The sequence below is a fragment of the Niallia circulans genome (assembly GCF_003726095.1).
Lineage (GTDB): Bacteria > Bacillota > Bacilli > Bacillales > Cytobacillaceae > Niallia > Niallia circulans_A.
In genome coordinates this window covers 5,084,903-5,099,035 of record NZ_CP026031.1, presented here as the reverse complement: position 1 = coordinate 5,099,035, position 14,133 = coordinate 5,084,903, and the positions used below count along the sequence as shown (strand labels likewise).

14 protein-coding genes and 2 other annotated features are annotated in these 14,133 nt (G+C 36.7%); of the genes, 5 read left to right on the top strand and 9 right to left on the bottom strand.

The window, feature by feature from the left end; all coding sequences use genetic code 11:
- Positions 1-25 precede the first annotated feature (25 nt).
- Entirely contained in the window at positions 26-343 is a 318-nt protein-coding gene (locus C2I06_RS24415) for a hypothetical protein (RefSeq protein ID WP_095330186.1), read from the bottom strand.
- A 36-nt stretch (positions 344-379) separates the two neighbouring features.
- Positions 380-601 (bottom strand): helix-turn-helix transcriptional regulator, encoded by a 222-nt coding sequence (locus C2I06_RS24410; RefSeq protein WP_095330187.1) that lies wholly within the window; start codon positions 599-601, stop codon positions 380-382.
- 169 nt (positions 602-770) lie between these two features.
- On the opposite strand from C2I06_RS24410, the gene C2I06_RS24405 reads away from it, so the two are divergent.
- Together C2I06_RS24405 and C2I06_RS24400 are read left to right on the top strand one after the other, a co-directional pair.
- Positions 771-1,160, top strand: coding sequence for a helix-turn-helix domain-containing protein (locus tag C2I06_RS24405; RefSeq protein ID WP_095330188.1), 390 nt, complete (start codon positions 771-773; stop codon positions 1,158-1,160).
- 73 nt (positions 1,161-1,233) lie between these two features.
- On the top strand, positions 1,234-1,656 hold the full coding sequence (locus C2I06_RS24400; RefSeq protein WP_123259057.1) for a DUF4395 domain-containing protein: 423 nt from the start codon (positions 1,234-1,236) through the stop codon (positions 1,654-1,656).
- 41 nt (positions 1,657-1,697) lie between these two features.
- On the opposite strand, the gene thrS is transcribed toward C2I06_RS24400, so the two are convergent.
- Positions 1,698-3,608: a threonine--tRNA ligase gene (thrS, locus tag C2I06_RS24395; RefSeq protein ID WP_123259056.1), complete on the bottom strand. Its 1,911-nt coding sequence runs from the start codon at positions 3,606-3,608 to the stop codon at positions 1,698-1,700.
- A 50-nt stretch (positions 3,609-3,658) separates the two neighbouring features.
- Positions 3,659-3,886, bottom strand: a binding site (T-box leader).
- Between the two features lie 37 nt (positions 3,887-3,923).
- Positions 3,924-4,152: a binding site (T-box leader), on the bottom strand.
- A 233-nt stretch (positions 4,153-4,385) separates the two neighbouring features.
- Here thrS and desA point away from each other — a divergent pair.
- The 3 genes from desA (at position 4,386) to C2I06_RS24375 (ending at position 7,286) form a co-directional block, all read left to right on the top strand.
- On the top strand, positions 4,386-5,417 hold the full coding sequence (gene desA / locus C2I06_RS24385; protein ID WP_123259212.1) for a Delta(5) desaturase DesA: 1,032 nt from the start codon (positions 4,386-4,388) through the stop codon (positions 5,415-5,417).
- A 139-nt stretch (positions 5,418-5,556) separates the two neighbouring features.
- The gene (locus C2I06_RS24380) at positions 5,557-6,690 is read left to right on the top strand and encodes a sensor histidine kinase (RefSeq protein WP_163186780.1); all 1,134 of its coding nucleotides are present in this window, start codon (positions 5,557-5,559) and stop codon (positions 6,688-6,690) included.
- Complete coding sequence (locus C2I06_RS24375) at positions 6,687-7,286, top strand: response regulator transcription factor (protein ID WP_095330192.1); 600 nt, start codon at positions 6,687-6,689, stop codon at positions 7,284-7,286. The genes C2I06_RS24380 and C2I06_RS24375 overlap by 4 nt, the downstream gene beginning before the upstream one ends.
- Before the next feature lie 58 nt (positions 7,287-7,344).
- Here the strand turns inward: C2I06_RS24375 and C2I06_RS24370 are convergent, their stop codons facing one another.
- The 6 genes from C2I06_RS24370 to uidA all read right to left on the bottom strand — a co-directional run bounded on the left by C2I06_RS24370 (position 7,345) and on the right by uidA (position 14,108).
- A complete protein-coding gene (locus C2I06_RS24370) occupies positions 7,345-8,049 on the bottom strand; it encodes a dihydropteridine reductase (RefSeq protein ID WP_123259054.1) in 705 nt (234 codons plus the stop codon).
- 158 nt (positions 8,050-8,207) lie between these two features.
- On the bottom strand, positions 8,208-9,122 hold the full coding sequence (locus tag C2I06_RS24365; protein WP_123259053.1) for a class I SAM-dependent methyltransferase: 915 nt from the start codon (positions 9,120-9,122) through the stop codon (positions 8,208-8,210).
- 155 nt (positions 9,123-9,277) lie between these two features.
- Positions 9,278-10,132 (bottom strand): SDR family oxidoreductase, encoded by an 855-nt coding sequence (locus tag C2I06_RS24360; protein WP_095330195.1) that lies wholly within the window; start codon positions 10,130-10,132, stop codon positions 9,278-9,280.
- Positions 10,133-10,144: 12 nt separating this feature from the next.
- Positions 10,145-11,194, bottom strand: a complete 1,050-nt coding sequence (gene uxuA, locus C2I06_RS24355) for a mannonate dehydratase (RefSeq protein WP_095330196.1) — start codon at positions 11,192-11,194, stop codon at positions 10,145-10,147.
- Positions 11,195-11,342: 148 nt separating this feature from the next.
- Positions 11,343-12,260 (bottom strand): ROK family protein, encoded by a 918-nt coding sequence (locus C2I06_RS24350; protein ID WP_123259052.1) that lies wholly within the window; start codon positions 12,258-12,260, stop codon positions 11,343-11,345.
- 60 nt (positions 12,261-12,320) lie between these two features.
- Positions 12,321-14,108, bottom strand: coding sequence for a beta-glucuronidase (gene uidA, locus C2I06_RS24345; protein WP_123259051.1), 1,788 nt, complete (start codon positions 14,106-14,108; stop codon positions 12,321-12,323).
- Between the last annotated feature and the right edge of the window lie 25 nt (positions 14,109-14,133).

Here is a 14,133-nt window from a genome sequence, read left to right as displayed (position 1 = left end):
CTAAGCTATTGAGTGTTTAGAATGATTAGCACATCATTTTCGGACCATTTTTTCTTTGATAATACTGCTTAATTTGATCAATTCTGATTGCTTCTTCCATGCATAAATTCCCTTTATCTGCATGAAAAGATATTAAACTAATCCCATATTCGATTAAGGAAACAAGAATAATCTCCATTTCCATTCCATCCAGCTTCAAACTACTGTCATTACTGGTTGTTACTTTTTCCTTTACCATTTCTAAAATGAATAGAATTCCTCTGGATGCATTTCGTATACTAAAATCCAATGCTTCTTTTATTAATAAAAGATTTTCCTCGGTTACGTATATTTGCTCCTTCACTTTAAGCCTCCTAATTCACTTGAAATTCTACCACCCTTATCTCGAACAGTCTTTTACCTTTATATAATCTGGAAGAAAAATCTCATCTGGTGTTTTGGAAAAAATACTAGATATCTGTACTGCTTGCTCATAAGATAATCCTCGTTTACCATTTTCTATTTGCCAATAATAAGACTTTGTAATTCCTAACTTATCAGCCATCATCTGATAGGTATAGCCATATTGCTTTCTTATGATACGCAGCTTATTCCGATGCATTTTTTACACCTCATCTTCCCCATTCTCATTTTTTTCCTTATTAAAATTATACGGTAAACAAGTGGTTTACTTCAATATATAATTCCGAATTTGTTAACAAAAATTCATTATTTACTGTTAGCTAAACGTTAACTTATAATAGAAGTAACGAAATTAGGAGCTGGTTTAGATGAATTTTCCAGAAAGATTGAGACAATTGCGGAAATCTGCCAACATTTCTCAACAAACGCTTGGGAATGCAATGAATGTAACAAAAGTATCTATCTCAGGATACGAAACAGGTAATCGAAAACCTGATACAGATACCTTACAAAAATTAGCAGATTATTTTGATGTAAGCACTGATTACCTCCTAGGTAGATCAGAAGCAAAGGAAACTCGAGCTAGCTATCATAGTAAAGTATCGGATAATAGTATGACGAGTGAAGAAGCAGAGCTGCTAACTCAATTGCAGAAATACCCGACCCTATATAACCATCTTATTAGCAACCCAGAAAAGGCCGTTTCACAGCTATATAGACTCTGGCGTTTCTTAGAGGACGAAAAGCAAAATAAATAAGAGCTTATTAACTTAACAAATTTCTTATAAGAGCGTATAATATACATAATTCTTATAAGAAAGGTTGGTTTTGATGACTAATCTGCTTAAAACAATTCCAGTACCAATAGTCCGAACAAATCAATGGACTATTTTTCTATCTGTATTACTTAGTTTAGTTTTTCAGCAATACTGGATCATGCTAATTCCACTTATCGCAGGACTCTGTGGATTATTATTTCAATGGAATCCTATTATGAAAGCAGCGAGTATCTTTCTAAAAAAACCCCTGAAGGAATATCATCAAGAGGATTGGGATCAGCAGCAATTTAACCAGATAATTGCTGTAGTATGCTTGGCAATAGGTTCCCTTTCCTTTTTCTTAGATTGGAATGTTCTTGGCTATATCTTTTCTATTATAGTTGGGCTTTCTTCGATTATTGCCATACTAGGTTTTTGTATTGGTTGCTTTATCCGGTTTCAATGGAAAAAATATCAGTATAAGCGGAGCTTATAATATAAAGGGGATTCAATCAAATTCGATTGAATCCCCTATTTTTATAAGCTTCTTTCTATTATTTGCATTTCGATCATTTGTTTAAACGCTTCTAAAGAAAAACCTTTTGACTGCTCTTCTCCATATTTTCTCACATTTACAGCATTTTGTTCCTTTTCTTTATCCCCTAATACAAGCAAATAGGGAATCTTTTGCATTTGTCCTGCCCGGATTTTATACCCTAACTTTTCATTGCTGTCGTCTATCTTTACTCTTACTCCTGCTTCTTTTAAAACCGCTTGAACTTCTAGACAATAATCTAGATGAACATTGGATACCGGAATAATTTCCACCTGCACTGGTGCAAGCCAAACAGGAAAGCCACCTGCAAAATGTTCAATTAATATGCCAAAGAATCGATCAAGCGACCCATAGATAGCACGGTGAATAACAACTGGACAGACTTTTTCATTGTTTTCGTTGATATAGGCTAAGTTAAAGAGCTTTGGCATTTGAAAATCAAGCTGAATTGTTGCACATTGATGGCTTCTTTTTAAAGCATCCTTTATATGAAAATCAATTTTCGGACCATAAAATGCGCCATCACCTTCATTAAGAATATAATCTATTTTTAGCTGTTCTAAAACATTTCTTAATGCTCCCTCTGCTAATTCCCAAATGTCATCCCCATCCAATGAATCTTCTGGTCTAGTAGACAGCTCTACAGTGTATGCAAATCCAAAAGTACGGTAAACTTTATCGATTAACTGAAAAATGCTTTTAATCTCTGCTTCTATTTGATCTTCTCTTACAAACAGATGGGCATCATCCTGGCAAAATGTACGAACACGTAACATTCCGTTTAGTGCACCACTATATTCATGACGATGTACCTGCCCAAATTCCGATAAGCGAATCGGCAAATCGCGATAGGAATAGAGACTATTTTTGAAGATAAGCATATGTCCTGGACAATTCATTGGCTTTAACGCAAACTTTTGTTCATCCACTTCGGAAAAGTACATGTTTTCATGATAATGATCCCAGTGGCCTGATTGCTTCCACATTCGCTCATTCATCATTAAAGGAGTTCTTACTTCTTCATAATCCGCCTCGCCTTGAAGCTCTCTCGAAAATTGCTCTAATTCATTGCGAATGATTTGTCCTTTCGGTAAATAAAACGGCATGCCAGGCGCTTCTTCTGAGAACATAAACAGCTCTAATTGCTTTCCTAGCTTCCGATGGTCTCGTTTGGCTGCTTCTTCGATCATTTCTAAGTAATCTGCTAATTGCTGATGACTAGAAAAGGCAACACCGTACACACGTTGCAATACTTCCCTCTCACTGTCCCCTCTCCAGTAGGCACCAGATACACGCATTAATTTAAAAGCTTTAATAAAACCAGTCGAAGGAAGATGAGTGCCACGGCATAAATCAATAAACTCTCCCTGCTGATAAAGGGAAATCGATTCATTGCTTGGTATAGTCTCTAAGAGCTCCAATTTAAATATCTCTTCTTTCTCTTCAAAAAGCTGTTGCGCTTCCTCGAACGATACTTCTTTGCGAGTAAAAGGAAGGTTTTCCTTGATAATTTTCTTCATTTCTTTTTCAATGGCTTGCAAATCATAGGAAGTTAAACTGTGAGCAAGCTTCATATCATAATAAAAACCATCCTCAACCACTGGTCCAATTGCTAACTGTACATTGGGATACAATCGTTTGATCGCTTGTGCCATGACGTGGGCACTGGAATGGCGCATAATCGATACACCTTCTTCCGAATCTATTGTAATGATTGCTAAATGAACATCCTCTTCTATTTGATGGCTCATATCTACAAACCATTCGTCATTGATCTTTGCTCCAACTGCTTTCTTCTTTAAGCTCACACTAATAGACTCCGCAATTTCCGCGACTGTGCTTCCTTTTGGATATTCCTTCATACTCCCATCTGCTAATACTACCTTAATCATTTTGTTCACTCCTTATCATTTTTTGGTACAAAAAAACACTCGTCCCTAACGAAAGGGACGAGTGTCTTCACCCGTGGTTCCACCCAAATTCCCATAAAAAAACACAGTGGTTTTCTTATGGCTTGGTGCAGTAACGCTGCATACACGATATTGACTACTTCTCGTTCACCAATATAGCTCAAAGGTGGTAAATTATTTTCCTTTGCTAGGAAGTTCACACCTATTCTTCCCTCTCTGATAACAGTAAAAATAATTCATGTCCTTTTCATCGCCTATTATGAAATTGTAAAAACAAAAAACGCACTCATCCCTAATGAAAGGGACGAGTGCGTTTACCCGTGGTTCCACCCAAATTCCCATGAAAAATACACAGTGTTTTTCATGGCTTGGTACAATAACGTTTGCATCTACGGTATTGGATACTATAAATTCCCCAATACGGCTCAAAGGTGGTAAGATACTTATTCTGCGTTAGGAAGTTTTCAGCAATTCTTCCCTCTCTGGAAACCGAAATAGTAGCTCATGTCCTTATCAAAGCTTTTTATAATCAATTTTTTAAATATTCTATTACAAAGTGTAAAATTATGCAACCTTATTTTTTATTTTATTTTATTTTATTTATCTCTTTATGCTTTCCTCTTTCGTTTACAGGACTTTTTGAAGCGAGAAAAATCGCTATATGACAAATGTCATATAGCGAGCATGACATGTATGCCTGCCAATTTAATTGGTACATATTTATACTATAGATATCCATTAAGAGAAGGGAAATTAAAAATGAATATAAAAAACTTAAAACAATTAAGAACTGCTGTAGCACCATTTGAGAAATCCACTGTAAGTATTAGCATCTTGCAGCTTACCAACACTATTTTGCCCTTTGTTTTACTTTGGTTTGCTGCATATAAAAGCTTAAGTATTTCTTATCTGTTAACCCTTGTGTTCGCAATTGCCGCCGCAGGATTTTTAGTAAGGATTTTTATCATTTTTCACGATTGCTGTCACTTTTCTTTCTTTAAAAACCGTAAAGCTAACAAGGTTTTAGGAACGATTACTGGTATCTTAACCTTATTCCCCTATAGCAAATGGCAGCATAGCCATTCTATTCACCACGCAACAAGCAGTAACCTGGATAAACGAGGAGTCGGCGATTTATGGATGATGACGATAGAAGAGTACGAAAATGCCTCTTTAATGGTAAAAATCCAATATCGTTTGTACCGTAATCCGTTCATCATGTTTATACTAGGACCAATTTATGAATTTCTTTTAGCAAACCGCTTCAACCGTAAAGGAGCCAGATCGAAGGAAAGACTAAATACGTATATAACGAATATGGCGATTGTATTATTGGCTGTGCTTCTTGGCAGTACACTTGGCTGGTCATCTTTCTTGCTTGTACAGCTGCCGATTTTTCTTATATCCGGCTCTGTTGGCGTTTGGCTGTTTTATGTACAGCATACTTTTGAAGACACGTACTTTGAGGAAGATAAAAATTGGGATTATGTAAAGGCTGCTGTAGAAGGAAGCTCCTTCTATCACCTTCCAAAATGGATGCAGTGGCTGACTGGCAATATCGGCTACCACCATGTCCATCATTTAAGTCCAAGGGTTCCTAATTACAATTTAGAGCAGGTCCATAAACAGACAGAGCCTCTGCAAAATGTTCCAACGATAACATTTGCAAGCAGTCTTCGATCTTTAAAGTTCCGTTTATGGGATGAAAAAGACAAAAAATTTATCAGCTTTTATGAATGGAAGAAGCAAAAGAAATCCCTTTCCATGTCTGCAAGATCAGAAATGCCATAAATAAAAGCTTCTATCAGCCGGGTCCACTATAGATTCCGTTTGTATTAAGCAACTATCTGAGCAGCAATTAGGCCATTAATTGCTGCTCCATTATGTTAAAATGAATAAATAACAGTCAATAAAACGAGGTTAGAAACTGATGATGAAAAGATTAGAGGTTTTAAAAAAAAGCACGGGGATCTCTCCTTATATTTGGACATTGCTTACCATTTTGCCATTTTATTTCATATTCCATGCCTCTTCTGCAGTTGATGTAATATCAGGCATCATCCTTACCATTTTATTTTTTATTTTTTATAGAATTGCTTATCTGTCAAAAGGCTGGACAATCTATTTATGGCCGTCCTTATTAATCGGAATCTCTACCTTTGCTATTTATACATACAGCTATGTGTATTTTTCCTTTTTTCTTTCCTACTTTATTGGCAATATTAAAAAGCGGATTCCTTTTTTTATCCTTTATTTTATCCACTTGGCAGTTACTACATTTGCCATTTACTTCAAAATTATAATAGGCGATGCCTTGCTGATAAAGCAGCTGCCTTTTGTACTGATCATCTGGTTCGGCGTAATTCTATTGCCATTGAATATTCAGAACCGCAAAGAGAAAGATCAGCTACAGGAACAACTAGAAGATGCGAATAAACGTATTTCACATTTAGTTAAACTCGAAGAAAGACAGCGAATTGCCAGAGATCTTCATGATACTCTCGGCCAAAAGCTATCTCTTATTGGCTTAAAAAGTGATTTAGCAAGAAAACTTATCTATAAAGATCCGGAACAAGCCCGCATAGAACTGAAAGATATTCAGCATACTTCACGATCAGCGCTGAACGAAGTCCGAAAAATGGTCTCTGAAATGCGCGGCATACGATTAAAAGACGAGCTTCTTCTTGTCCAAAAAATATTAGGTGCGGCAGAGATAAGCCTGACATGCGATATAGCTTCCAATCTAAGAATTTCATCGATTGCAGAAAATATTATCAGCATGTGCCTAAAAGAGGCTGTTACTAATGTGGTTCGACATAGTAATGCCACCGCTTGCTCTATAAGCATCAACCAGAATAAAAAAGAAACAGTCATGGAAATTAAAGATAATGGAAGCACTCCTTTTCAAGAAGAAAATATGCACAAAGGAAACGGACTAGCGGGCATGAGAGAAAGATTAGATTTTATCAATGGTACTTTAGAAATTAGTGCCGAGGAGGGAACGATCGTAAAAATTGCGGTTCCACGGGATGGAAAAATAATAGAAAAGGAGGAATTAATATGATCCGCATTGTCATTGCCGAAGACCAGCGCCTGCTTTTAGGTGCTTTAGGTTCATTGCTTGATTTAGAAGACGATATCACGGTTGTCGGCAAAGCAAACAATGGAGAAGAAGCTATTCAGCTAGTCAAGGAAAAGAATCCAGATATTTGTATAATGGATATTGAAATGCCTGCTAAAACGGGTTTAGAAGCAGCGGAAGAACTTATGAGCCACCCTTGCAAAGTCATTATCTTAACTACTTTTGCAAGATCTGGTTATTTCCAGCGCGCATTGAAGGCTGGCGTATCTGCCTATTTGCTCAAGGACAGTCCTAGCGACGATTTAGCCAATAGCATCCGCAGTGTAATGGAAGGAAAAAGAATTTACGCACCAGAATTGGTTGATGATGTTTACAAAGAAGAAAATCCTCTTACTGAACGGGAAAAAGAAGTACTGATGCTTGTTGCGAACGGCAAAAATACAAAAGAAATCGCCCAAGAGCTCTCCATTAAAACAGGCACTGTAAGAAACTATATCAGCATGATACTTGATAAACTCGAAGTAAAAAACCGCATAGAAGCTATCACTAGATTTAAGGAAAAAGGATGGTTTAAATAGAAAAGGACTGGCTTTCCAGTCCTTTTCTATTTAAAGTAGATTTCTATCCATAGCCAATTTACTGAGCAAGAAACTTAGGCAGCTGATCTTCACGTTTATCGAGCATAATCTGTTCTGGCTTGATGCCCTGTTCATGCAATACTTCAATGTTCTGCATCAAGAAGTCGTCACTGCCAACAACATAGAATAGACCATCCCTGTCTGCAGCTAAATTTTTCACTTCTTCATAATAATCATTACGGTTATCGACAAACTGGGCTTCAAACTTTTTGTCAGGTACAGATGTAAAAATATCTGTAAATAAAAAGGCTTTTGATGAATCAATATTCAAAGAATGAATGTGAGTGACGTTGTCAGCGCGTTCCAAATAATCCAGTACAATCGGTCTAAAAGTTGCCAGCCCAACACCTGAGGATAGCAGATAAACATTTTTGTTTTCTCTTTTAAGCGGTAAGTTTGAATGTGTTTTAAAGATTGCGACTTCATTGCCTACTTCAAGATTTCTTAAAATCGATTTAAATTCTGAGCATTGCTCTCTAATGCGCGTTGTTATGCCGATTACATTTTCGTGTGGTAAAGAAGAGATAGACATATGACGAATCAAACTGCGATTTGGTTTGTCTCCGGCATTGAAACCTCTCAAAGCGAAATGTGTGTGGGAACCTTCTTCCCATGTAAAGTCTTGCGGACGGTCAAGCAAGTAAGTTTTAACCTCTGGGTTTTCCTCAACAATCTTATTTATTTTCGTCCAGTATATTTGCATGCTATATTCTCCTCTACATTATCGGTATCGTACTATCTACTATACAACAAATGATAATTATTCTCAATTATAAAGAGAACTTTTATAAAGAAAAACAAAAATCCTTACCCGATTGTCATAAATAGGACCGGATAAGGATTGGTAAGATGAGAACATTATTAATTTTTCACTGCATGTATATAGTGAATGGTTTCAAATGCTTGCAGGTTATCATCCCGATCAGAAAAAAACTGCTGTTGAATTTCTTGTGGTGATAGATGTTCATAAATTAATAACTGCTCATTAGCAAGTAAATCTTCTAATTCTGCAAGAGAAGCAGCAAACTTCATTGGTTCTCCGGCAGCTTGTGCCATCTGGACCATATTTTGCACACGATTAAAAATACCAGGTTCTGTAAACAAACCCTCATCGGCAAAATCAAAAATAATTGAACTTCCTTTTGAAAGGTCTTTAAAGAAGGCATGCAGCAACTGTTGAAGCACATCTTTTGTTAAATAATAAGATACCCCAAGTAAACTAAAAACTGTTTTCTTAGACAGGTCCAATCCTGCCGCAGCTAGTTTTTCTAACGAAAGCTCTTTCGTGAAATCCATTGCTACAAACTTTAAATGGGAAGGAATTTCATAGCCTGCTTGCTCTAACCGTTCTATCTTAAATTTTTGTGTGGATGGGTGGTCAACTTCATATACAGTAACATTTGGTAATGTATCATGACGCCAAGCAAAAGTATCTAAACCTGCACCCATAATGACATATTGTTCCGCCCCGTGCTGGCATTCGTTCCGTACAACATTTTCTGCGTAGGCCGCTCTAGCAAGTGGTGTTGGTGATAGTTGAATTTGTGTAACCCACTTTAATATTGCGTCCTGATCACCTTTAAATTTTTCAGCCATTTCAGAACTAAAAAAAGTAATGCCATTAGACATATTTGCTGCAATGGCTTGATATTCTTCTGGTGATAAGAAATCTTGCGCTATATAATCATTGAATATAATCGGGCAGTCCTCTTTCACATGATATGCTCGACTAAATGCTGAAACTAAAGAAGTTAAACTTGATTCATTATTCTTCATCGCTAACACCCCAAAAAAAAAAGATTCCCCCCGGCCAGGAGAATCTTATTATATCAGCAATGTTTATTATTGTGAATTATAGCACAAATTGATTTTTTTGTCAAATATTTCAACTTGTTTTATAACTACTTTCCAGAAAATACCTTTAATGAATATCAAACTCCAGAATACGAAGAAAATCCTCCATCAATCGGCAGTGTCATGCCTGTTATAAAGCTTGATGCTTTGTCACTGGCTAAAAATAATAATCCACCAACTAACTCTTCGGGTTCTCCGAATCGATCCATTGGCGTATTATGCAATATATTTTCCGCTCTTGGCGAAGGGCTTCCATCTTCTTTATATAATAAAGATTCATTTTGCTTCGTTACAAAAAATCCCGGTGCAATCGCATTAACTCGAATACCTGCTTTTGCAAAATAAACAGATAACCATTGTGTGAAATTGTTTATCGCCGCCTTTGCCCCACTATATGCCGGTATTTTAGTTAATGGTGTGTAGGCATTCATCGATGAAATATTTATAATGCACCCACCCTCTCTCTCAGTCATCGCTTTAGCGAAAACTTGAGATGGTAGAAATGTTCCAAGAAAATTAAGTTCAAAAACAGATTCAACACCTTCTGATTCGAGATCAAAGAACGTCTTATATTCTGGATGATTTCTTGCTTTTTCCCTATCAAAAAATTCATCATCTGTGGTTCCAAGAGGATGATTTCCTCCCGCATTATTAACGAGAATATCACATGCTCCTAACTTATTCTCTATTAACTCTCTTGCCTTCTCCAGTGAATCTCGTTGGAGAACATTTGCCGCTACTCCTAATGCCTCTCCACCTTCCTCTATAATCTCTCTCGCAACCTGATCAGCGGTATCCTGATTACGACCAAGAATAGCAACTTTAGCCCCACATCTTGCTAACGCTTTCGAAAAGTATGAACCTAATAATCCATTACCACCTGTTACTACAGCAACTTTATTTGATAAATTGACTTGTAATGGAATATTCACATTTAATTCCCCCTAAATCTTTCTATTTTTATTTTCCGCTTCCCATAATCCGAGGAGGTAAGCAGCTCCTAGCGCACGGTCATATAAACCATAGCCTGGTTTCCCTGTTTCTCCCCAGATCATTCTGCCATGATCTGGACGAATCGGCCCTGAGTAATTAAACTCTTTTAATGCATGTATTACTTCATACATATCAATAGAACCATACTCTGTCATATGGGCAGATTCCTGAAATGATCTGTTCCCTGTCAACTTAATATTTCGGGCATGTACAAAGTGAACTCGCCCCTTGTTACCAAAGTATCGAAGCATTTGAGGGAAATCATTAGCTGGTTCCGCCCCCAGAGAACCGCTGCACATCGTTAAGCCGTTAAAAGGGCTGTCAACAATAGAAAGTAAGCGTTCTAGATTAGCTTTATTTGTAATAATCCGCGGTAACCCAAAAATATTCCAAGGGGGATCATCTGGATGAATCGCCATCTTTACATTTGCTTCCTCAGCTACTGGAATTATTGCTTTTAAAAAATACTCAAGGTTTTCCCATAATTTTTCTTCCTTAACATTCTTATAATGATCAAAAAGCTTATATAAATCATCTTCCTTATAACTCGAATCCCAGCCCGGCAGTGACAATTCTCCAATCAAAGGATCCATCTGTTCAACTACTTCTTCTTCAAAAATTAATGCTGTCGAACCATCTGGCAGAACATAGTCTAGGGATGAACGCGTCCAATCAAATATTGGCATGAAATTATAGCAGACTACCTCGATTCCAGCCTTTCCTATATTCCGGATTGTTTCTTTATAATTTTCAATATATTGATCACGGGTAGGCAGTCCAATTTTTATATCTTCATGAACAGGGACGCTTTCGATGACGGAGATATACAGTCCTACTTTTTCCACTGCATTCTTCAATTCTATTATTTTCTCTAAAGACCAGACTTCCCCTACAGGAATATCATAGATTGCCGTCACAATTCCTTTCATGCCAGGAATCTGTCGAATGTACTCTAATGGTATGGAATCATTTTTCCCGTACCAGCGAAAACTCATTTCCATTTTTGTTACCCCCTATTAGTACAATTGCAAAGAATTTACTAATATTTATATTGGTTAATCATTCATCCTATACATCATTTAAAAATAGTTTTTTATTCTTATCATCACATTTTCTTACTAGATTGCAATTGTTAGTCTACCAATCTTATTATTTGTTTGGAGATAATACGTTTTCCCCTTCATTAATGATGAAAAATTGATATAATGCACCATAAAGATTGGCATCATTTTGAAATTTGCAGGCAACAACTTTCGGCGTTGCCATATGAAACGGATTCATTTTTTTTATTTCTTCAATAGCCCACTTTATCCTTTGCAGCAACACTGGCTGAGCACTGATCCCTCCACCAATTGCGACAACCTCTGGATCCAAAATATAGGATAAGTTTAATATTTGTGTAGCTAAGTGGAGACAGTATTCATCAAAAATTGCTGCTGCTTCTGGATCCTTATTATTAATGTAATTGAACACAGCTACCCCATCTGTTATATCTTCGATTTTCTTTATTACAGCAATTCTTTTTACCATTTCCACCGCAGAACAAATTAGCCCAAAATAAGTTACTTCTTTTGTTTGCAGATTTAGCCCATTCATGACATAACTTATTTCCCCAGCAGATAAGTGCACACCGCGATGAACCTTTCCATCGATAATAATTCCGCCTCCTATGCCGCTTCCGAGCACAAGTACGACCGAGTCTTTATAGTCCTTTACACTTCCAAGCCACAACTCAGCTAAAGCAGCACACTTTGCATCATTTTCTATTGAAACTTTTATTCCATATTTCTCTTCTATTCTTCTTTTTAAATTTACCTCGTGCAAAAAAGGAAAGGAACCACCATAATAAACGATTCCAGTATCAGTATCGATGGTTCCTGGACAACTGATCGCAATTCCTTTTATAGCCGATAAATCGTGCTCTTCAATAAGAGTAAAAAGCACATTTTCAAAATCTATTAAATTTGTTTTGGGTGTAGTCATTTTTGCTTTTTTTATAATCTGTGCTGCTGAATTCATAAGTGCATACTTAACAAATGTTCCTCCAATATCTATAACTAAATACATAACCTATCTCCTTTAAAATAAATAGATTCTAAAGTGACATACAAACCAAAACAGTAAACATTAGTCCTTATAATGAAAATTAGGAATAGCTGTCCAGCGCCTTCTTAATTCATGTGCAATAGACTTCGGCTTGCGATCACGCGTGAAAATTCCCTTCTTATTTCCTTGAACACGAATAATCCCTTGAGTCGTTGCAAAATCCGCAAAGTTCCAAACCTGCTCTCCAATGAACTGAGCAAACTCATCAAACACCTCATGGTTCGCGCGATAGAATTCTATCTGATATTCTTCTGTAAACATAATTGGTTCAACATCATGTAATCCGGCAACTGTATCTGCCCCATATTCTGTCATCATAAAAGGTGTATTAGGACATCTTTCAAGCCACCCATTTAATTCAGCACGTAACTTTTCTTTTGCCGACAGTAAATCCCCACCATCTACATACCAGCCGTAATAACGATTAAAGGCAAGTATATCAACCAATTCTGCCACTTTGTCTTTTTTAGGGGTAGACTCAATTTGAGTCACAATAGTTATCGGACGTTTCTGTGGATCAAGATCTCTTGTTAGATCAACCAATGGCTTGAAGTATTCATATGCGCCCTCTTCCTCTGATGCAGGTTCATTAGCGATATTCCACATTACAACGGAAGGATGATTCTTGTCTCTTTCAATTAACTCTTTAATCACCTGTTTATGATGTTCGAACGTTTTTAATTCTTTCCAAGTATTCCGAAGGTTTCCGCCACTATGTAGTACCATCATATTTAGATGCAGCCCTACTGCTGGTACTTCATCTATAACAACAAATCCTTCTTTATCTGCAAGACGCATAACTTCCTCTGAATATGGATAATGAGCTGTGCGAAAAGAGTTAGCTCCAGACCACTTCATGAGATTGAAATCTAATACATTAGAAGCCTCATCAAACCCTCGGCCATGAATGGGAGTATCCTCATGTTTACCATAGCCTTTAAAATAGAATGGCTTATTATTAATAAGGAACTTTCCATCTTTTATCTCGACTGTTCTTACTCCAAATGGCTGCTCATAAACATCCAGTATTTCATTTTGATCTTGCAATTCGATTCTGAGTTTATATAAGTATGCATTTAATGGTTCCCAAAGCTTTACGTTTGGGATTAAAATGGTATTCGAAATCCCTTCTGAGGAACCCACAACCTTACCTGATTCATCTATTACCTTTGCGATAATATTGGATGAGCCAGCCATATCAATTGAATAGTGAACCTTTCCATCTAATTCCGTTAGAATTGTTATATCTCTGACGTACGTTTTCGGTGTAGTATATATTTTTACTGGCCGATGTAGACCTGCATAGTTGAAAAAATCAAAATTAGGCTGATTTCGGATTATATGTCTATCTAGTGCAGTCTCTTTTTTTGTCACAAACCCAACTGGTAAGGTAGTTTCATCTACAATGTTATTAACTGCAACTGTCAATCGATTCTTACCTTTTTGAAGATAGCTATTAATTTCTGCTTCAAATGGTAAAAAGCCGCCTTTATGTTGAATAACAAGTACACCATTTACATACACATTTGCTAAATGCGTAGCAGAACCAAATCGCAACACAATTCTTTCTTCCATCAATATATTAGGTACAGTTAATTCGCGCTCATACCATACCCAGCCAACATGATCACGAATAGCTGCTTTTACCCCCATATCATTGTATGATCCTGGCACAGCCATACTAATAGGGTTGTTAAGTTCAGCTTTATGCCACTCTTCTTGAAATCCAGCACCTAAATCTAGCTTAAAATTCCAGATGCCATTTAAATCTATGACATTTCGTGTTTCCGAGATAATTGGATATAACATGTATAAATCGCCTTCCTTCTTCTAA

What these genes read in the sequence shown, in the direction of transcription:
- C2I06_RS24410 (WP_095330187.1), bottom strand. Translation starts at nt 601, where the DNA reads ATGCATCGGAATAAGCTGCGTATCATAAGAAAGCAATATGGCTATACC.
- C2I06_RS24405 (WP_095330188.1), top strand. Translation starts at nt 771, where the DNA reads ATGAATTTTCCAGAAAGATTGAGACAATTGCGGAAATCTGCCAACATT.
- C2I06_RS24400 (WP_123259057.1), top strand. Translation starts at nt 1,234, where the DNA reads ATGACTAATCTGCTTAAAACAATTCCAGTACCAATAGTCCGAACAAAT.
- thrS (WP_123259056.1), bottom strand. Translation starts at nt 3,608, where the DNA reads ATGATTAAGGTAGTATTAGCAGATGGGAGTATGAAGGAATATCCAAAA.
- desA (WP_123259212.1), top strand. Translation starts at nt 4,386, where the DNA reads ATGAATATAAAAAACTTAAAACAATTAAGAACTGCTGTAGCACCATTT.
- C2I06_RS24380 (WP_163186780.1), top strand. Translation starts at nt 5,557, where the DNA reads ATGATGAAAAGATTAGAGGTTTTAAAAAAAAGCACGGGGATCTCTCCT.
- C2I06_RS24375 (WP_095330192.1), top strand. Translation starts at nt 6,687, where the DNA reads ATGATCCGCATTGTCATTGCCGAAGACCAGCGCCTGCTTTTAGGTGCT.
- C2I06_RS24370 (WP_123259054.1), bottom strand. Translation starts at nt 8,049, where the DNA reads ATGCAAATATACTGGACGAAAATAAATAAGATTGTTGAGGAAAACCCA.
- C2I06_RS24365 (WP_123259053.1), bottom strand. Translation starts at nt 9,122, where the DNA reads ATGAAGAATAATGAATCAAGTTTAACTTCTTTAGTTTCAGCATTTAGT.
- uxuA (WP_095330196.1), bottom strand. Translation starts at nt 11,194, where the DNA reads ATGGAAATGAGTTTTCGCTGGTACGGGAAAAATGATTCCATACCATTA.
- C2I06_RS24350 (WP_123259052.1), bottom strand. Translation starts at nt 12,260, where the DNA reads ATGTATTTAGTTATAGATATTGGAGGAACATTTGTTAAGTATGCACTT.
- uidA (WP_123259051.1), bottom strand. Translation starts at nt 14,108, where the DNA reads ATGTTATATCCAATTATCTCGGAAACACGAAATGTCATAGATTTAAAT.